Consider the following 20,230-nt stretch of genomic DNA (forward strand, 5'->3'; position numbering starts at 1 on the left):
TCCCCCCACTTCCCGCCGTTGAAGCTGATCCCGAGCGGCATGCCGCGGCTCCATCGCCCCCCAGGGGGCCCCAACGAAAACCGGGGTCCCGCTTTCGCAAGACCCCGGTCATTCAGATCAGTCTTCCAGCGCCGCCGGCGAGCGCTCGCCGATGGTGCGGTCGAAGAAGTCGAGGTAGGTCCGCCACTGCTGCAGCTGGCGCTCGTTGCCGCGAACGCCGTGGCGCTGGCCGGGGTAGAGCATCAGTTCGAACGGCTTGGACGAGGCCTGCATCGCGTCGATCACCCGGGTCGAGTTCTCGAGGATGACGTTGTCGTCGGCCATGCCGTGCATCAGCAGCATCCGGCCGGTCATGTTCGGCAGCCGCGGGATGGCGTCCGAGGCGGCGTAGCCTTCCGGGTTCAGCTCCGGCGTCGACATGAAGCGCTCGGTGTAGTGGGTGTCATAGAGGCTCCACTCGGTCGGCGGCGCGCCCACGGCCGCGGCGGCCAGGCCCATCTTCGGCTCGGTGATGGCCATCAGGCTCATGAAGCCGCCGTAGGACCAGCCCATCATCGCCATGCGGTCGGCGTCGACGTACGGCAGCGAGCGCAGGTAGTCGGCCGCCAGCACCTGATCCTCGATCTCCGGCTGGCCCATCTTCAGGTACAGGGCCTGCTTGAAGGCCGCCGAGCGGTCGCCCTCGCCGCGGTTGTCGAGGCGGAAGACGATGTAGCCCTCTTCCGTCAGCAACTGGCTCGTCGCGCCCTGCCAGCCGCGCTTGACGCCGCCGCCCGACGGGCCGCCGTAGACCTGCATGATTACCGGATACTTCTTCGACGGGTCGAAGCCCGGCGGGGTGGTCATCTGCCAGACCAGGGTCTCGCCGTGGCTCTCCAGCGTGCCGAAGGTCGTCTCGCCACGGCGCGACAGATACGGCCAGTAGGGGTGGTTCTGGTCGAGCTTGTTCTGCTCGATCCAGCGCACGAAGGTCCCGTCGGCGCGGTACAGGCCCGACTGCATCGGGGTGTTCAGGTCGGTGTAGTTGCCGACGAACGCCGTGCCGGTCTTGTTCAGCGAGGCCGACCACCAGCCGCCCTCCGGCGTCACCGCCACCGGCGTGGCGGTGCGGCGCAGGCTGGTGCGGAACAGCTGCTGTTCCGTCGGGTTCTCGCGGCCGTCCTTCATCGAGGCGGTGAAGAAGACCTCGCCGGTTCGCTGGTTCACCCCGTTCAGCGACTTGACCGGATACTGGCCGCTGGTGATGGCGCGCAGGCGGCGGCCGTCGCGGTTGTAGAGGTACAGGTGCTTCCAGCCGGTCTCTTCCGAGGACCAGATGAAGTCGCCGTTCTCGAGCGCCTTGAAGTCGTGGTTCAGCGGCACCCAGGCGTTAGAGGTCTGGGTCACGATGACCTTGGAGGCGCCCGTGGTCGGATCGACGCTCAGCAGGTCCAGGGTCTTCTGGTCGCGCGACTGGCGCTGGACGTAGAGGGTGCGGCCGTCGGCCGACCAGTTCACGCGGGCCAGGTAGATGTCGTTGTTCGCGCCCAGGTCGACCTTGACCCGCTGGCCGCTCTGGCGGTCGTGCACATACAGCTCGACCACCGCGTTCGGACGACCGGCGCGCGGGTAGCGCTGCTCGATCGTGCGCGCGCCGCCGCCCGAGATGTCGAGGCGCGGGATGACGTCGACGGTCGACTCGTCAGTGTGCTGCAGGGCGATGAAACGCTCGTCCGGGCTCCACCAGTAGCCGGTGTCCCGGTCCATCTCCTCCTGGGCGATGAACTCGGCGGTGGCCCAGGTCTGCAGGCCGTCGCCGTCGGTTGTGACGGCGGTCTCGCGGTTCGAGGCCAGGTCGTAGACGACCAGGTCCTGGTCGCGGACGAAGGAGACGAAATTGCCCTTGGGCGAGACCTTGGCGTCGATCTCGTCGGCCTCGGTCTCGGTCAGGCGGCGGATCTGACCGCCCTCACGCGACGCCAGGAAGATGTCGCCTTCCAGCGGAGCCAGGATGTAGCGGCCCTGCTCGTCCCAGGAGTATTCGACGACGCCGCGGGCGCTGATGCGCATCCGTTCGCGGCGGGCCTTCTCGGCCTCCGACAGTTCGCCGGCGTCCGGCACCAGGGCGCGGGCGTCGATCAGCTTGAACGGCTCGCCGGCGCCGGTCGGGGCGGCCCAGAGGTCCAGCACGTCGACGTCGTCCGGGCGCGAGCGCAGGAAGGCGACCAGCTCGCCGTCGGGCGACAGGCTGACCCCCTTGGCGACCGGGCCCGACAGCGACGGGTTGGCGAAGACTCGCTCGGGAGTCAGCACGGCCGGGTTGGCGGCGGTCTCTTGCGCCATGGCGGCGGTGAACGGCGACTGGGCCGCGAGGAACAGGGTTGAGGCGAGAAGAATGTTGCGCATGGCGGCGGACGCTAGTGTGGGTTTCGCGCCTCGTCATCCCGCGAAATGCAAAGCTGACCCGCTGCGGGTCACGATGCACGGGCCTGTGGCGCGCGTCCCACAATCGACGCGACACCGCATCCCTTCCGAAACCGCGCCGAGCCCCCTAATAAGCCCGGCAATGACCGACGTCGCCGTCTCCCCCCCTCCGCCCAAGGCCTCGCCCTTCCATGAGCTGGAGGTGCTGTCCGTCCATCACTGGACCGACGCCCTGTTCAGCTTCCGCATCGCGCGGCCGGAGGATTTCCGCTTCCGCTCCGGCGAGTTCGTGATGATCGGCCTGCCCGGGGAAGGCGGCGCCAAGCCCATCCTGCGCGCCTATTCGATCGCCAGCCCGCACTGGGACGAGGAGCTGGAGTTCTTCTCCATCAAGGTGCCCGACGGCCCCCTCACCTCGCGCCTGCAGAAGATCCAGCCCGGCGACACCGTCCTGATGGGCAAGAAGCCGACCGGCACCCTGGTGCTGGACGCCCTGACCGGCGGCGATCGCCTCTGGCTGATCGGCACCGGTACGGGCCTGGCCCCCTGGCTCAGCGTCGCCCGCGATCCTGACACCTACAGCCGCTTCGGCCAGGTCATCGTCTGCCATACGGTGCGCAACGTCGCCGACCTGGCCTACCGCGACTTCTTCACGGCCGGGATCCACGACGATCCGCTGATCGGCGAGGAGGCCAAGGCGCAGTTGCGCTACTATCCGACCGTGACCCGCGAGCGGTTCGAGACGCCGGGCCGGATCACCGACCGCATCAAGTCGGGCGACATCTTCGCCGATCTCGGCCTGCCGATCGGCTTCTCGCCCAACACCGACCGCGTCATGCTGTGCGGCTCGATGGCCATGATCAAGGAAACGGGCGAACTGCTTGAGACCTACGGTCTCAAGGAGGGCTCGAACGCCGAGCCCGGCGACTATGTTCTGGAGCGCGCTTTTGTCGGTTGATGTGAAAAAGGCCCAGACCGTGGTTGCTGTCGATGCTCGCGTGGCCCCGGAAGCCTGCCTGACCATGGCCGAGGTGCGCCACGGCGTGGACGCCCTGGACCGCGCCCTGGTCCAGCTCCTGGCTGAGCGCCAGCGCTACATGGACGCCGCCGCCCGCATCAAGCCGAGCCGCGACGTGGTCCATGACGACGCCCGCATCGAGGATGTGGTGGCCAAGGTGCTGGCCGCCGCCGGGCCCGCCGGTCTCTCGGCCGACATCGCCGAGCCGGTCTGGCGCACCCTGATCGACCGCTGCATCGCCCACGAACTGGGCGTGTGGGACAAGACGCGGGCCTAACCCCGCAGCGACCTCAGCATGATCTCGTGGCGGTAGGCCGCCACGTCGGCCAGGGCCGTGTCCAGTTGATCGCGCACCCGGTCCAGCAGCGGCGGAGCCTCGGCCTTGTCGGCAGCCTCCGCGTCCTGGCAGGCCGCCGCCAGCCCGTCCGCGCCGATCCCCGACGCCGCGCCGCGGATGGTGTGCACGGCGTCGCGCCAGCCCTCCTCGCGCACGTCGAGCAGCGGCGACCACATCGCCGCCTGCTGGCTGAACAGGCCCAGCACCTCGTCGGTGATCGAGTCCTCGCCGCCGGTCATCCGCTCCAGGACGGTGAAGTCGACGGCGCCGGACAGGTCGCGGCGGGCCATCAGCCCGCCTGTTCCTCGCCCTTGGCCAGGCGCGAGTTGCGCGACGACCAGACCAGGTAGACCACCAGGCCGACCGCGTTCCAGGCCAGGAACCACAGCTGGGTGCGGGCCTGCAGGCTCAGGAAGAAGATCACGCAGCCGATCATGCAGATCGCGCCGACCAGCCACCACAGCGGGGCCTTGAACACGCGCGGCCGGTTCGGATCACGGACGCGCAGCACGACCAGGCTCAGACCGACGGCGAAGAAGGCCGCCAGCGTGCCGGCGTTGGCCAGCGAGGCCAGCTCGTCCAGGCGCATCACCCCGGCCAGGGCGGCGACGACGATGGCGGTGAACACCGTCACCACCGCCGGCACGCCGCGGCTCGAGACTTTGGCCAGCGAGCGCGGCAGCAGGCCGTCGCGGGCCATGCCCAGGAAGATGCGGCTCTGGCCGAACAGGAAGGCCAGCAGCACGGTCGGCAGGGCGATGACCGCGCTGGCCGCCAGCCACTGCGCCGCCGTCCCCTGTCCCAGCTCGCGCAGGATCAGCGCGAGGGGCTCGGGGCTGGCCGCAAAGCTCTCGACCGGCCGGGCGCCGATCGCGGCCGCGGCCACGATCAGATACAGGGCCGTGCACACCAGCATGGAGCCGACGATGCCGATCGACAGGTCGCGGCCCGGGTTCTTGGTCTCCTCGGCCGCCGTCGAGATGGCGTCGAAGCCGTAGAAGGCGAAGAAGATGATCGCCGCCGCGGCCATCACCCCCGTCTGCACGAAGGGCGCGCCGAAACCGTTGGGCATGAAGGGCGTGAAGTGGGCCTGGTTGAAGTGCGGCAGGGCGATGGCCACGAAGCCGATCAGGGCGACGATCTTGATCACCACCAGAATGGCGTTCAGCGTGGCGCTCTCGCGCGTGCCCAGCAGCAGCAGGCCGGTCACCACGGCGATGATGGCCACGGCCGGCAGGTTGACGACCCCGCCCGCCACATGCGGTCCGACCGTCAGCGCCGTCGGCAGGTCGACGCCCAGCCCGGTCAGGAAGCCCACCGCATAGCCCGACCAGCCCACGGCCACGGCCGAGACGACCAGGGAGTATTCGAGGATCAGGCTCCAGCCGACGATCCAGGCGATGAGCTCGCCCAGCACGGCGTAGGAGTAGGTGTAGGCGCTGCCCGCCGCCGGCATCATCGTCGACAGTTCGGCATAGGCCAGCGCCGCGCAGGCGCACACCAGACCGGCCAGGGCGAAGCTGATCATCACCGCCGGCCCGGCCAGACCGGCGCCGACGCCGATCAGGGTCAGGATGCCCGTGCCGACGATGGCGCCGACGCCCAGGGCCATCAGGTGCGGCCAGCTCAAAGTCTTCTTCAGCGCCGGTCCGTCGTGCGGGGCCAGCATGGCGTCGATCGATCGCCGGCGGTTCCAGAAGGCCATGGTCGCGTCTCCCCCGCCGCGCTTCGGCGGCTGATTCCAGGGCGACCCTATCGCCTCCTGCGACAAACCGAAACGGACACGGAAAAGCCGCTTGCCATCGCCGGACGTCGCCGCTATGTCCCGCCCCTCGCCGACGCCGGTCCCGCCGACGCCGCCGACACGACGATGAGTTCGGGTGATTAGCTCAGTTGGTAGAGCAGCTGACTCTTAATCAGCGGGTCGTAGGTTCGAACCCTACATCACCCACCATCGTCCTTCCCTGATTTCCCCGCCTTCCGCCGCCTTCCGCCGCCTCCGCGGCTTGCGGCTCGCCGCCTGCCCCTCCGCCAGCGTCGCCGACAGCTCGACCGGTGCGCTCGAGCCCGCGGTGGCGCCGCCGAAGCGGGATGAGGCGCGCTCGATGATCACCTGCATCAGGTCGCGTCGGTCGATCTCACCCTCCTGCTTGATGACCGACAGCCGGTGCAGCGAATACAGGCCGCACAGGGCCGAGAGGGCGAAGTAGAAGTCCCACCCGTTCAGGCTCAGGCCCAGCACCTCGCCCTGGTAGTGCGGCCCAGTCCACTCCAGCGACAGGCCGAACTCGCGCACGGCGAAGAAGTGGGCGCCCAGACCGCCCAGGATCGGAGCGATGCCGCCCATGACCGACGAGATCAGGCCGTTGGCCGAGAGATAGGCGGCCGCCTCGCCCTTGGGCGACATCTGCTGGGCGATGGCCCCCGAGGCCAGGGACACCCCCGCCGTGGTCACCCCGAGGAGGATGTGCAGCAGCGCCAGATAGACGAGGGTCACCGTCTGGGAGGCGAACTGCGACGCCCCGATCATGCCGAGCACGCACAGCAGGAAGGACGGCGCCGCCAGGTTCAGCACCGACTTGAAGCCATAGCGGTCGGCCAGCAGGCCCCAGCGCTTCAGCGCCCAGACATTGGCCATTTGGCTGAGGATGGTCAGGGCCATCATCACCGTCACGCTGAAGCCCAGTTGCTTGAGGATGAAGACGGTGAAGAAGGGCTGGGCTAGGTTGACCGCGAAATTCCAGCTGGCCGTGAAGCGGATCAGCGAGCGGAAGTCGGGATCGCGCAACGGCCCGGAGAGCAGCGCCCTGAGCCGGCGGGGCTCGGCGGTCTCGGGCATCATCGGCTCGACCGCCTGCGACAGGCTGGTCGCGCTGAGCAGCTGGGCGACGAAGGCCAGCAGATAAAGGCCGCCGAACACCACCGCCCGTCCCCCGGCGCCCTCCGGCACGGCGTCCAGCGTGGCCGCCGCGATCAGCCCCATGCCCACGCTGGCCACCATGCCGAGACGGGATCTCCGGGCGAAGAAGCGACCGCGGATGTCGTCGGGGACGAGGTCACGCGTCCAGGCGTTCCAGGCGCAACCGGCGAAGGCCCCGGCGCAGCAGTAGAGGGCGACGGCGGCGATCATCCCGAACTGCGCCTCCCGCCCGCTGCCCGCCGCGAAAGCCAGCGCCGCCAGGGCCGCGGGGGCCATCGACGACACCAGGCTGCCGACCACGGCGATGGCCTTGCGCCGACGCAAGCGCTCGACCAGCAGCACGCCCGGCGCCTGCAGCAACTGGGCCCAGAAGACGATCGCCGCCAACAGGCCGATCTGCGCCTCATTGGCCCCGTTGTGCAGGGCGAAGGCGGTGAGGATCACCCCCATCATCACCGCGTCGCAGGTCGAGGAGCAGACGACCTCCAGCGTCAGGGTGCGCAAGCCCCGCTTCAGGGCCGCAGGGTCGATGTCGGCTTGGGGTTCAAACATGGGACAGCACCGCCATCCCGGCGCCCGCGCGGCAATCCGGTAAAGACCCTAGGGACCCCGTGCTCTGGCCTGACGAGCGGTGGGTCAGGCGGGCGCAGGGGCGGGACGGGGACGGGTCGTGGAGCTCCAGGCAGCCTCGACGACATTCTCGTCACCGCGGACGACTGGCCAGGAATAGCCAAGCCTGCGGCGCCGCAGCCACAGGCTTGGCGGAAACGTCAATCGCGCAGAACGCGAAGGTTGAGGCGGGGCGGCCGTCAGGCAGTCGTCAGGCCCCAATCCTTGGTATGCGCCCTGCCCGCAACCCTCTGACACCTCTTGCGAAATAGGGATTCCAGTGATTTCTCAGGCGCGCGGCCGCGCCATGGGGGATGAGCGGACGACTCATCACGCAAGGATCTCGCATGGCCATCATCAACGGCACGTCCGGCGACGACGTTCTCGTCGACACTGACGGACAGGACACCCTCAACGGCGGTGACGGCAACGACACCATCACGGTGCATGGTCCAGCCTATGACAGCGCCGACGGCGGCCTCGGCGACGACCTGCTCATCGTCGACTTCGCCAACGCCACCGGCAATGTGGTCACCGGCCAGTTCTTCCCCTCCAGCGGCGACGTGACCGGCTACTTCTATGAAGTCCCGACCCGCCAGGTCGACTTCACCAATTTCGAGCGCTTCGACATCCGTACGGGCTCGGGCAACGACACCATCGTCACCGGCGGAGGCGCCGATATCGTCAGCACGGGCAGCGGCGACGACGACATCGACACCTGGCGCGGCAATGCGACGGTCAACGGCGGGGCCGGGATCGATCTCTGGCGCGCTGACTTCAGCAACAACGCGACCGGCATCTCCCTGGACCTGAACGCGGCGGCCGCCGGCGGCCCGATGAGCATCGGCAACGGCTCCAGCGTGACGGCGATCGAACGCCTGCTGCTGGTTCTGGGGACCGGGGCCGACACCGTCGTGGGGCGCACCGGCGCCTATAACGACACCATCGACACGGGCGACGGCGACGACTCCATCACCTTCACCGGCGGCAACGACGTCTATCAACTGGGTCTCGGCGTCGACACGCTGATCGCCGACTTCTCGGCTGAGACCGCGGCCGTCTTCCTGCAGATGCCCTACGACAACGAGTACGGCGTGCTGCGCAACGCGGGGAGCACCCAGCGGGTCAGCTTCAAGGGCGTCGAGAACTTCAACGTTCGCCTCGGCTCCGGGGACGACAACTTCACCACCGCCGACGGCAACGACACCGTGTTCGGCGGCGACGGCCGCGACTTCCTCAACACAAACGCCGGCGCGGCGGTCGTCGACGGCGGCGCAGGCGTCGACACCTGGTACGCCGACCTCACCTACTACACCGGCGGCATGACCCTGGACCTCAACGCCGGCGTCTCCGCGATCAGCGCCATCGGCGGCGGCTCTTCGGTGCGGAGCATCGAGCGCGCCGAGCTGACCTTCGGCTCGGGCAATGACGTCATCACCACCCTGTACGGGGCGAACAACACCGGCACGGACCAGCAGACCGGCGGCGTCGGCTATATGGACGTCATCCGCGCCGGCGACGGCGACGACGTCATCACCTCGGGCGGCGGCGGCTTCGGCGGCGGCCTCGGCGACGAGCTTTACGGCGACGCCGGCGTCGACACCCTGATCATCGAGATGAGCGACCGGACCGCGGCCCTGCATTCCAGCGAGTCGGCCACGCCGGGTTCGGGCATGTTCGGCAACAATCGCTTCTACGGCATGGAGAAGATGATCATCCGCAGCGGCTCGGGCGACGACGAGCTGCAGACCCTCAACGGGGCTTGGGAAGACACGGTCGACGGCGGCGCCGGCGACGACATGATCGTCACCTACCAGGGGATCGCCCACGTCAACGGCGGCACGGGTCTGGACCAGTGGAACGCCGACTTCAGCGACACCTCGACGGGCATCGAGCTGGACCTCAATGAGAGCGGGGTGCAGGCGCTCGGCAACGGCAGCGACGTCGTCGGCATCGAGCGGCTCTATCTCACCCTCGGCTCGGGCGACGACATCGTCACCACGCGGGTCGGGAACGCGAATGACGGCATCGGTGACAACGTCTGGGGCGGCGGCGGGAACGACGTCATCACGGTCGGCGGCGGACAGGACACGGTCGACGGCGGCGATGGCGAGGACATTCTCGTGGTCGACTGGTCGACCGAGACGGTCGGCATCCAGTCCTTCGGAGGCCTGTTCCGCGACGGCCCGTCGGGCAACACCACCGTCACCTATGCGAATTTCGAGCACCTGCACGTCACTGGCGGCTCGGGCGCCGACAACATCTTCGACCTGTACGGCGGCAACGACCGCTTCCGCGGCGGCGACGGGGCCGACTGGCTGAGCGGCGCGAACGGCGACGACTGGCTTGATGGCGGCGCGGGCGCCGACATCCTCGGCGGACTGAACGGCTACGACATCGGCAGCTACGTCTCGGCCGCCGTGGGGCTGACGCTGAACCTCGCCAACAACGCCGCCAGCACCGGCGACGCGGCCGGCGACCAGTACGTCGACATCGAGGCGTTCGAACTGTCGAACCACAACGACATCCTCGTCGGCTCAAGCGGAACCGACATCGTCTTCGGCATGGCTGGCGACGACACCCTCAACGGCGGCCTCGGCTCCGACGAGCTCGACGGCGGCGACGGCGTCGACACGGCCATCTTCTCAGGGAACTACGCTGACTATTCGATCAGCACCGTCGCCGGCGTCACCAGCGTCTCCGGCGCCGATGGCTCCGACATCCTGGTCAATGTCGAGCGGATGCAGTTCGCGGACCGCCTGGTCATCGCCGGGATCATCGTCAACGGCACGCCGAACGGCGAGATGCTGACTGGCACCGAGGGCGATGACACCCTCGACGGCATGGCCGGCAACGACAACCTGCGCGGCGGACAAGGCAACGACGCGCTGATCGGCGGCGACGATATCGACGTCGCCGACTACAGCCTGGCGGCGGGCGGCGTCATCGCCAACCTGACCACCGGCACGGCGGCCAACGACGGCGACGGCGGCCAGGATACGTTGGCGGATGTCGAGAACCTGTTCGGCTCGGCCTACAACGACAACCTGACCGGCAACGGCGCGAACAACGACCTGCGCGGCGGCGCGGGCGACGACATCGTGTCGGGCCTCGGCGCCGACGACTTCCTCCACGGCGTCACGGGCAATGACCAGCTCCTCGGCGGCGACGGCGCCGACGTCCTGCGCGGCGGCGCGGGCGTGGACGTGCTGAACGGCGGGAACGGGATCGACACGGCGGACTATTCCGCCGCTGCGGCTGCCGTCCGAGCCCAACTCAACGCGAACAGCTCGTCGAATGACGGCGACGGCGCGACAGATACGTTCGTCTCGATCGAGAACCTGACCGGCTCGGCCTTCAACGACACCCTGATCGGCGACGGCGCCGGCAACATCTTGCGCGGCGGCCTCGGGGCCGACACCATCCTCGGCCTGGCCGGCAACGACGTGATCTGGGGCGGCGCCGGCGTCGTGAACCAGGTCCAGGGCGGGCTCGGCGATGACTACTATGTGCTGGAAGCCAATGACTCCGTCGTGGAAGTCGCCGGCGAAGGTAACGACACCATCGAGGCCCGGATCAACACCTACGTCCTGGCCCTGAACGTCGAGAACCTGGTCTTCGCAGGGAACGGAAACTTCGCGGCCACCGGCAACGCCCAGAACAACACCATCACCGCCGGGAGCGGCAACGACAACCTGCGCGGCCGCGGCGGCGTGGACGTTCTGAACGGCGGCGGCGGGATCGACACGGTCGACTACACCCTGGCGGCGGCGGGAGTCACCGCACGCCTGGACACCAACCGCGCGACCAACGACGGCGACGGGGCCACCGACACCTTCACCGGCGTCGAGAACCTGACCGGCTCGGTCTACAACGACCTGCTGATCGGCAACGCCGGGAACAACGAACCGACACCTTCACCGGCGTCGAGAACCTGACCGGCTCGGTCTACAACGACCTGCTGATCGGCAACGCCGGGAACAACGTCCTGCACGGCGGCATCGGGACCGACACCCTGCTCGGCTTCGGCGGCGACGACATCCTGTGGGGCGGTTCCGGCGGCGGCAACAACCAGCTGCAGGGGGGGCAGGGGAACGATTATTACGTGCTGGACGCCTTCGGCGACGACATCCTGTGGGGCGGTTCCGGCGGCGGCAACAACCAGCTGCAGGGGGGGCAGGGGAACGATTATTACGTGCTGGACGCCTTCGACACCTGCGTGGAGCTGGCCGGCGAGGGGATCGACACCGTCGAGGCCCGCATCGGCAGCTACACCATGGGCGCCAATATCGAGAACCTGCTCTACGTCGGCGGGACCGGGACCTTCGTCGGCAACGGCAACACGCTGGACAACCACATCACCGGCGGGAACGGCAACGACATCCTGCGCGGGCGCGGCGGCAATGACATCATCGACGGCGGCCTCGGGGCCAAGGACGAGATCCAGATGCGCGGCCTGGCGGGCGAGTACACCGTCACGGCCGAGGGCGCCGGCTACCGCATCCTCGATAAGGTGGCGGGCCGCGACGGCTCGACCTTCGTCACCTCCATCGAGGTGATCCGCTGGTCGAACAACCAGACCCGCCTGCTCACCTATCCGTCGCCTGCGGCCTCGATCGGCGAGTCCGAAGGCAAGGGCGGCGCCGAGGTCAGCCCCCTGATGGCGGCCGACGCGGATCCCTTCGTGCTGCCGGCGCTGGCGGATGACGCCGCCCAGGTCCTGCCGAGCCTGACGTTCGCCGACGCCTTCGACGGCTTCGACGTGGCGTCGGGCCTCGCCGATCGGCTGTTCCTCGGGCTGGAAGCCCGGATGGCGCACCACGACGGCGGACTGTCCGGCTTCGACCACGGCGGCTTCGACGCCGGGGTGTCGAACGACGACTGGCTGTTCTGACGACCTCTGAATAGACCGGCGGGGCTGGGACCATTTTCTGGATTCGGGTCGATTCGACCTGATCCAAAAATGGTCTAGGGTCCCGCCGGTTCTGTCAGGGGGAAGAGTCGATGCGCCTGGGTCGGATGACGATGCTCGCGGCCTGGGCGGCCGTAGGTCTCTCGGGCTGCGCCACGGCGCAGGAGGCCGCGACCGCACCGCCCTCCCCGTTCGAGGCCGTCGATCCGTTCATCGGCACGGCCGGCAAGGGCCACACCTTCCCCGGCGCCGTGGCTCCGTTCGGCATGGTCCAGCTCAGCCCGGACACCGACTACAAGCTTCTGCGCGAGGGCTATGACTGGGCTTCGGGCTACCGCTACGACGACCCGACCATCCTCGGCTTCTCACACACCCATTTCTCGGGCACAGGCCACTCTGACCTCGGCGACCTGCTGCTGGTCCCGATCTCAGGCGAGGTGCGCTGGGACGCCGGCGCCGCCGACCAGCCCGGCTCGGGCTACCGCTCGCGCTATAACAAGGCCTCCGAGGTCGCCGAGCCTGGCTACTACGCCGTCAGCCTGACCGACTCGCGCGTCCGCGCCGAACTGACCGCCGGGACCCGCATCGGCGTCCATCGCTACAGCTTCCCGCGCAACGCCCCGGCCCGCGTCCTGCTCGACTTCCGGCCGTCGATCTACGACTACCCGGGCAAGGTGCTGTGGTCGCGCATCCGGGTGCATCCGGACGGCACCATCACCGGCTTCCGCGAGACCCGCGGCTGGGCCCCGGGGCGGCAGTTCTACTTCGCCATGCGCTTCTCCGCCCCGGTCGTCGGCTATGAGCTGCGCGATCGCGACGAGGCGATCCCCTACAAGGGTTTCCGCCAGCCCGGCCGCGCCATGAACGACCGCGCCCAGGTCCAGGGCCGCCAGCTGGAAGCCGCCTTCGACTTCGGCGAACTGGCCGGCCCGCTGCAGGTTCGCGTCGCCGTCTCGTCCGTCGACGAGGCCGGCGCCATCCGGAATCTCGAGGCCGAGCCGGGCGACTTCGACGCCGTCCGCGCCTCTTCCCGGACCGCTTGGGAGCAGGCCCTGGGCGCCGTCGACATCGAGGCCGATCCGGAGATGCGGGCCAGCCTCTACACCGCCCTCTATCACTCGCTGATCGCCCCCTCGGTCCACGGCGACGTCGACGGCCGCTGGCGCGGCCCGGACAATGCGGTGCACGACGCCGACTTCACCGTCCATTCGACCTTCAGCCTGTGGGACACCTTCCGCGCCCAGCACCCGCTGCTGACGCTGGTGCAGCCCGACAGCCGCAACGCCGACATGGTCAACTCCCTGATCGCGGCGCGCGAGGTCAGCCCCTACGGCATCCTGCCGGTCTGGTCGTTCGCGGGCCAGGAGACCTGGACCATGATCGGCTATCACGCCGTGCCGGTCATCGCCGACGCCTACCTGAAGGGCGTCCAGGGCATCGACGGGCCGCGCGCCCTCGCCGCCATGACGGCCAGCGCCACCTACCGGCCCTACGGGGGCCTGGGCGACTACATGGACCTGGGCTTCGTGCCGATCGACCGCGAGCCAGAGGCGGCCTCCAAGACCGTCGAGTACGCCTATGACGACTGGACCATCGCCCGCATGGCCGAGCGTCTCGGCCGCGCCGACGTCGCCGCACAGTACGACCGTCGCGCCGGCTTCTGGAAAAACACCTTCGACCCCGCCACCGGCTTCGTCCGCGCCCGCTTGGCTGACGGTTCGTTCCGCGAGCCCTTCGACCCGACCGCCATCAACTATGGTTCGGACTACACCGAGGGCAACGCCTGGCAGTATTCGTGGTTCGCGCCCCAGGACATGGGCGGCCTCATCGCGGCCATGGGCGGCGACGCCGCTGCGGTCGTCAAGCTCGACGCCATGTTCGACTACGACAACACCGGACTCGACTACTCCCACGCCGAGGACATCGCCGGCCTGATCGGCCAGTACATCCATGGCAACGAGCCCAGCCACCACTCGGCCTACGCCTATGTCCACGCCGGCGCGCCCTGGCGCACCCAGGCCCGGCTGAAGCAGATCATGGACAGCCAGTACAAGGCGACGCCGGACGGCCTGGCGGGCAATGACGACGTCGGCCAGATGTCGGCCTGGCTGATGTTCACCGCCATGGGCTTCTACCCCGTCACCCCTGGCTCGGGTCAGTACGTCATCGGTCGGCCTTTTACCGAGCGCACCACCCTGAACCTGCCCAACGGCCGTCGCTTCGTCATCTCGACAGAGGGTCTGGCGGACGAGCATCCCTACATTCAGGCGGTCACCCTCAACGGCCAGCCCCTCACCCGCAGCTGGATCGGCCACGCCGAGATCCAGGCCGGCGGCGAGCTGCATTTCGTGATGGGCGCCGAGCCGAACACGACTTGGGGCGCAGCGGCCGACAGCCGGCCCTACTCGATGAGCGCGCCCTAGGAGTCCCGACTGGCGGGCCTCGGGTTTCGCCCCATGCCTGCCGGCGGACCCGGTCGGCAGTATGACGCGCCCCGCCAAAGGAGTTCGTCATGGCCGATCTGCCGCGTCACATACTGCCCATTCCCGACCAGAAGACAGTCGGACTGACCACCTACGACGCCAAGGACCCGAACACGAAATATCCGCCGATCAAGGCGCTGCGGCCGCCGGAAGGCGCGCCCAACGTCCTGATCGTGTTGATCGACGACGTCGGCTTCGGCGCATCCAGCGCCTTCGGCGGTCCCTGCCACACCCCCAATTTCGAGCGCTTGGCGAAGAACGGGCTGAAGTACAACCGCTTCCACACCACCGCCCTGTGCTCCCCCAGCCGGCAGGCCCTGCTGACCGGCCGCAACCACCATTCGGTCGGCATGGGCGCCATCACCGAGATGGCCACTTCGGCCCCCGGCAACAACAGCATCCGGCCCAAGGAGAAGGCGGCCATAGCCGAGATCCTGCGGCTGAACGGCTACTCGACGGCCCAGTTCGGCAAATGCCACGAGGTGCCCCTGTGGGAGGTCACCCCGGTCGGGCCCTTCAACCAGTGGCCGACGGGCTCCGGCTTCGAGCATTTCTACGGCTTCGTCGGGGGCGAGGCGAACCAGTACTATCCGGGCCTGTACGAGGGCACCAAATCGGTCGAGCCGCCGCGCACGCCCGAGGAGGGCTACACCCTCACCGAGGACCTCGCGGACCGGGCCATCACCTGGGTCCGGCAACAGAAGGCCCTCATGTCGGACAAGCCGTTCTTCATGTATTTCGCGCCCGGCGCGACGCACGCGCCGCACCATGTCCCCAAGGCCTGGTCGGACAAGTACAAGGGCAAGTTCGACGCCGGCTGGGACAAGCTGCGGGAGGAGACTCTCGAACGGCAGAAGAAGCTCGGCGTCATCCCCAAGGACGCGGAACTGACCGTGCGTCACAAGGAGATCCCCGGCTGGGACGAGGTCGACGAGGCGCTGAAGCCCGTCTTCGCCCGGCAGATGGAGATCTACGCCGGCTTCCTGGAGCAGGCGGACCATGAGGTCGGTCGCCTGATCGATTCACTCGAGGACCTCGGCGTCCTCGACGACACCCTGATCTACGTCATCATCGGCGACAACGGCGCCTCGGCCGAAGGCACGCTGAACGGCTGCTTCAACGAGATGTGCACCCTGAACGGCATGCCGGGCATCGAGACGACCGAATTCCTGCTGAGCAAGATCGACGACTTCGGGACCCCCAAGGCCTACAACCACTACGCTGTCGGCTGGGCCCACGCCCTGTGCGCGCCCTACCAGTGGACCAAGCAGGTCGCTTCCCACTGGGGCGGCACGCGCAACGGCACGATCGTCCACTGGCCCAACGGCATCAAGGACAAGGGCGCGATCCGCAGCCAGTTCCACCACGTCATCGACGTGGCCAAGACCATCCTCGAGGTCTGCAAACTGCCCGAGCCGGCCATCGTCAACAGCATCGCCCAGGCCCCGTTCGAAGGCGTCAGCATGGCCCCGACCTTCAGTGATGCGAAGGCTCCCGAGACCCACCTGGTCCAGTATTTCGAGATGATGGGCAACCGCGGCATCTATCACGACGGCTGGACCGCCTGCACCAAGCACCGCACGCCGTGGAGCGCCGATACCCCCTGCGCCTTCGACGACGACGTCTGGGAGCTTTACGCGCCGGACGACTGGACCCAGGCTCGCAACATCGCCAAGGAGAACCCCGCCAAACTGGCCGAGCTCCAGCGCCTGTGGCTGATCGAGGCGACCAAATACAACGTCGTGCCGCTCGACGACCGCGGCTTCGAACGGGTCAATCCGGACATCGCCGGCCGGCCGCAGGTCATCAGCGGCAACAGCCAGCTGCTGTTCCCCGGCATGCGCGTGGCCGAGGCCTGCGTCCTGACCCTGAAGAACAAGTCCTACTCGGTCACCGCCGACGTCACCGTGCCGGAGGGCGGCGCCGAGGGCGTGATCATCAACCAGGGCGGCGAGGCCGGCGGCTGGGTGCTCTACTGCAAGGACGGCAAGCTGAAGTATTGCTACAACTTCTTTGGCATCGACTACTTCATCATCGAGGCTGAGAAGCCGGCGCCGGCCGGCAAGCATCAACTCCGCATGGAGTTCAAATATGACGGCGGCGGCCTGGCCAAGGGCGGCGACGTGACCCTGTTCTATGACGGCAAGGCGGTCGGGAAGGGCCGGGTCGAGAAGACCCAGCCGATGGGCTATTCCGCGGACGAAGCCTGCGACGTCGGCAACGACACCGGCTCTCCGGCGTCCCCGGAATACGGCCCGACAAACAACGCCTTCAACGGTCAGCTAGACTGGGTCCAGATCGACATCGGCGATGACGACCACAGCCATCTGATCAAGCCCGAGGACCGGCTCAAGCTGGCCATGGCGCGACAGTAGGCGTCAGGCCTCCGGGCGGCGTAAGCTCGCAGCATGTTGCTGCTCTTCGTCGCCTATCTCGCCGGCGCCCTGACGATCGTCAGCCCGTGCATCCTGCCGGTGCTGCCGTTCGTGTTCGCGCGGGCGGGCCAGCCTTTCGTGCGCAGCGGCCTGCCGCTGCTGGCCGGCATGGCGATCACCTTCGCGGCGGTGGCGACCTTGGCGGCCGTCGGCGGCGGCTGGGCGGTTCAGGCTAATCTGATCGGGCGTTGGGCGGCCCTGGCCCTGCTGGCGGTGCTGGGACTGACGTTGCTGTTTCCGACCCTGGCCGACCGCCTGACCCGCCCCCTCGTCGCCATGGGCGCCCGACTGACCGAAGGCGCGTCGGAGCAGACCCGTCGCACCGGCGCCAGCGTCGGTCCGTCCTTCGTGCTGGGCATCGCCACCGGCCTGCTCTGGGCGCCCTGCGCGGGACCGGTGCTGGGCCTCATCCTGACCGGGGCGGCGCTGCAGGGGGCGAGCGCCTCGACGACCCTGCTGCTGGTCGCCTACGCGCTCGGCGCCGCGACCTCCCTGGCCCTCGCCCTTCTGGTCGGCGGGCGGGTGTTCAAGGCGATGAAGGCCTCGCTGGGTGTCGGCGAATGGGTCCGGCGCGGCCTCGGCGCCCTGGTGCTGGTCGGCGTGGCCGCCATCGCGCTGGGCCTCGACACCGGCCTGCTGACGCGGCTGTCGGCCGGCGGGACCAATCGGATCGAGCAGGGCCTGCTGGCCCGCGCCGGCGCCGGCGCCCCAGAGGCGCGTCGGGTCGATGTGATGAACCTGCCGGACTTCGGCCCCATGCCGGGCTTCGAGGGCGGCGGCCCATGGCTGAACGCGTCGCCCCTCACGCCTCAGGACCTCCAGGGCAAGGTCGTGGTCGTCGACTTCTGGACCTACTCCTGCATCAACTGCGTGCGCACCTTCCCCTACGTCCGCGCCTGGGCCGAACGCTACAAGGACGCCGGCCTGGTCGTGATCGGGGTCCATACGCCCGAGTTCGCCTTCGAGAAGGATCCCGCCAACGTCCGCGACGCCGTGCGCCGCTTCGACCTCACCTACCCCGTGGTGATGGACAACGACTTCGCCATCTGGCGGGCCTATTCGAACCGGTATTGGCCGGCCCACTACTTCATCGACGCCCGGGGTCACGTCCGCCACCTGCATTTCGGCGAGGGCGACTACGACCAGTCGGAGCAGATCATCCGCCAGTTGCTGCGGGAGGCGGGCCGCGATCCGGGCCCCGCCCTGTCCCGCGCCGCCGGCGAAGGGGCCGAGGCCGCGTCCAGCCGCGCCGATGACTCGCCCGAGACCTATGTCGGCTACGCCCGCGCCCGCAGCTTCGCCTCGCCCGAGCCCGTGCTCAGGGACGCCGCCCGGCTCTATTCGGCCCCCGCGCTGACCCTCAACCAGTGGGCCCTGTCCGGTTCGTGGATCGTCCGCGCCGAGCAAGCCGAGGCGGTCCAGGCCGGCGGCAGGCTCCGTTTCCGCTTCAAGGCCCGCGACCTGCACCTGGTGCTGGGCTCGGCCGGCGATCGGCCGGTGCGGTTCCGGGTCACCCTGGACGGCCGGCCGCCCGGACCCGACGCGGGCGCGGACATCGACGCCCAGGGCTTCGGCCGCATCGATGGACAGCGGCTCTACCAGCTGATCCGCCGCTCCGAGGGCGCGGGCGAACACCTGTTCGAGATCGAATTCCTCGACCCCGGCGCCCAGGCCTTCGCCTTCACCTTCGGCTAGGCCCAACCGCTCAGGCTCTAGGGCCTGACGAAACCCCGCAGCACGCAGGCCTCGGTGCTCAGCACCAGCTTGCTGAGGTCGACCCGCTTCGGCTCAGCGAACATCAGGTAGTAGTATTTGGTCTGCTCCGACCACCAGTAGCCGGGGCAGTTGTCGCCCTGGGTCATCGGCCGGGTCGTGATGTCGGCCAGCGACGTGTAGCCGTAGGCCGCCTTCGAGGTGGCCTTCATGTTGCGATAGTGCTGGGCCGTCAGCACGCGGTAACGCTCGTCGCGGTCGCCCAGCCACAGGTTCAGGCAGGCGTCGGCGAATTCGGGGCGCAGGCCGGTCCGCTTGGTTCGGGCGACGCCGGCGGTGACGTCGATCGACTCCGGGATGATGACGTACTTGTCCTGCATGGCCTCGTAGCTGGCCAGGAAGTCGTCACCCTCGGCCTTGAAGCCCGCCTGCCCCAGCAGCCCCGCCAGGTAGCCGCCCAGCACCGTCTGCGAGGTCCCGGTCACCGCCCCGGTCTGATAGTCGACCATCGGGAACCACAGCCGCCCCTCGTACCGCTTGCCCTGGTGGGCGATCATGGCGGCGAGGCATTCCTGGGCCCAGCCCTTCATCTCGGCGTCGCCGAACAGGTCCCAGCTGTCCCAGAGGTATTCGTAGAAGCTGTCCGCATAGACATCGATCGAGGCGTTGCGGCTGGTGAACTCGCCCGTCTCGGCATGGATGTTGGCGGCCATCAGGCCAAGGTCGGAGCGCTTGTCCAGCGCATGCTTCATGGCTCGCTTGGCGGCGGCGTAGTAGCGGTCGTCGCCGGTCAGCTGACCCAGCAGGCCGAACTCGGTGGCGTAGGTGCCGATTTCAGCCAGGTTGGTCTCCGGGTCGCGCACCGCCCCCGTCTTCAGGTTCACATAGCGAAACGGCAGGCCGTGCGGCGAGGCGTCGAAGGCCTTCATCAGCCGGTCGGCGAGGTCCTTTGCCTTGGCCAGCAGCACCGGATCGCCGCAGGCCAGATGCGCCGCCAGCAGGCCGCCGACCAGACGGATGTTGGTCTCGAACACCTGCGAATAGCCGTCGATGTCGAAGTTCAGGCTCGACTTGACCCAGTCGACGCCCTGCTGGAACTCGGTGTCCAGCTCCATGATCCAGAGGGTGGCCAGCGCCTCGACCAGCGACAGGCCCAGATCATGACCGTCGATGAAGAAGGACCGCGAAGTCCCCGACACCGGGTTGATCTCGTCCTTGCCCCAGGCGCGGTCGACGTAATGATCCCAGGCCCATTTGAACTCGGCTTTCACGTCGGCGCCGAGCGCGGCCCAGTCCTCGGAGCGGGCGTAGGCGGGCGCGCCGGCGAGGCCGGCGAAGGCGGAGCCGCCCATCAGGGCGAGGGCGGAGCGGCGATTCAGGGACAGGGTCATGCGTCACCG

General features: G+C 68.7%; 12 protein-coding genes and 1 tRNA gene. 8 read left to right on the forward strand and 5 right to left on the reverse strand.

All coding sequences use genetic code 11. The features are described from left to right. Positions 1 to 117: 117 nt before the first annotated feature. Positions 118 to 2,385 carry a S9 family peptidase gene (locus tag ASC65_RS15980; protein ID WP_056455504.1) on the reverse strand — a complete coding sequence of 756 codons (2,268 nt, stop codon included), beginning with the start codon at positions 2,383 to 2,385 and terminating at the stop codon, positions 118 to 120. Positions 2,386 to 2,545: 160 nt separating this feature from the next. On the opposite strand from ASC65_RS15980, the gene ASC65_RS15985 reads away from it, so the two are divergent. Both ASC65_RS15985 and ASC65_RS15990 read left to right on the forward strand, forming a co-directional pair. Further along, positions 2,546 to 3,361 carry a ferredoxin--NADP reductase gene (locus ASC65_RS15985; RefSeq protein WP_056455506.1) on the forward strand — a complete coding sequence of 272 codons (816 nt, stop codon included), beginning with the start codon at positions 2,546 to 2,548 and terminating at the stop codon, positions 3,359 to 3,361. Continuing rightward, positions 3,333 to 3,698, forward strand: a complete 366-nt coding sequence (locus ASC65_RS15990; protein WP_056455508.1) for a chorismate mutase — start codon at positions 3,333 to 3,335, stop codon at positions 3,696 to 3,698. The genes ASC65_RS15985 and ASC65_RS15990 overlap by 29 nt, the downstream gene beginning before the upstream one ends. On the opposite strand, the gene ASC65_RS15995 is transcribed toward ASC65_RS15990, so the two are convergent. Continuing rightward, positions 3,695 to 4,048 carry an Hpt domain-containing protein gene (locus tag ASC65_RS15995; RefSeq protein ID WP_056455510.1) on the reverse strand — a complete coding sequence of 118 codons (354 nt, stop codon included), beginning with the start codon at positions 4,046 to 4,048 and terminating at the stop codon, positions 3,695 to 3,697. The two genes, ASC65_RS15990 and ASC65_RS15995, sit on opposite strands and share 4 nt — an antisense overlap. Then, positions 4,048 to 5,463: an amino acid permease gene (locus tag ASC65_RS16000; protein ID WP_056455512.1), complete on the reverse strand. Its 1,416-nt coding sequence runs from the start codon at positions 5,461 to 5,463 to the stop codon at positions 4,048 to 4,050. Before ASC65_RS16000 ends, ASC65_RS15995 begins: the two co-directional genes overlap by 1 nt. 173 nt (positions 5,464 to 5,636) lie before the next feature. Here ASC65_RS16000 and ASC65_RS16005 point away from each other — a divergent pair. Further along, positions 5,637 to 5,712: transfer RNA gene (locus tag ASC65_RS16005), tRNA-Lys, on the forward strand. Here ASC65_RS16005 and ASC65_RS16940 read toward each other — a convergent pair. Then, complete coding sequence (locus tag ASC65_RS16940) at positions 5,698 to 7,230, reverse strand: MFS transporter (RefSeq protein WP_082526108.1); 1,533 nt, start codon at positions 7,228 to 7,230, stop codon at positions 5,698 to 5,700. The two genes, ASC65_RS16005 and ASC65_RS16940, sit on opposite strands and share 15 nt — an antisense overlap. A gap of 404 nt (positions 7,231 to 7,634) precedes the next feature. Between ASC65_RS16940 and ASC65_RS16020 the strand changes: the two genes are divergently transcribed. The 5 genes from ASC65_RS16020 (at position 7,635) to ASC65_RS16040 (ending at position 18,812) form a co-directional block, all read left to right on the forward strand. After that, positions 7,635 to 11,225 carry a beta strand repeat-containing protein gene (locus tag ASC65_RS16020; RefSeq protein ID WP_056455518.1) on the forward strand — a complete coding sequence of 1,197 codons (3,591 nt, stop codon included), beginning with the start codon at positions 7,635 to 7,637 and terminating at the stop codon, positions 11,223 to 11,225. 167 nt (positions 11,226 to 11,392) lie between these two features. Continuing rightward, positions 11,393 to 12,181, forward strand: coding sequence for a hypothetical protein (locus tag ASC65_RS16025; RefSeq protein WP_056455520.1), 789 nt, complete (start codon positions 11,393 to 11,395; stop codon positions 12,179 to 12,181). Positions 12,182 to 12,291: 110 nt separating this feature from the next. Beyond that, a complete protein-coding gene (locus ASC65_RS16030; RefSeq protein WP_056455522.1) occupies positions 12,292 to 14,622 on the forward strand; it encodes a GH92 family glycosyl hydrolase in 2,331 nt (776 codons plus the stop codon). 89 nt (positions 14,623 to 14,711) lie between these two features. Continuing rightward, entirely contained in the window at positions 14,712 to 17,057 is a 2,346-nt protein-coding gene (locus ASC65_RS16035; RefSeq protein WP_056455524.1) for an arylsulfatase, read from the forward strand. 33 nt (positions 17,058 to 17,090) lie between these two features. Further along, positions 17,091 to 18,812, forward strand: a complete 1,722-nt coding sequence (locus ASC65_RS16040) for a cytochrome c biogenesis protein DipZ (protein WP_056455529.1) — start codon at positions 17,091 to 17,093, stop codon at positions 18,810 to 18,812. A gap of 17 nt (positions 18,813 to 18,829) precedes the next feature. Here ASC65_RS16040 and ASC65_RS16045 read toward each other — a convergent pair whose 3' ends face one another. Continuing rightward, positions 18,830 to 20,221, reverse strand: coding sequence for a glycoside hydrolase family 47 protein (locus ASC65_RS16045; RefSeq protein ID WP_056455531.1), 1,392 nt, complete (start codon positions 20,219 to 20,221; stop codon positions 18,830 to 18,832). Between the last annotated feature and the right edge of the window lie 9 nt (positions 20,222 to 20,230).

The organism is Brevundimonas sp. Root1279 (genome assembly GCF_001425945.1).
GTDB lineage: Bacteria > Pseudomonadota > Alphaproteobacteria > Caulobacterales > Caulobacteraceae > Brevundimonas.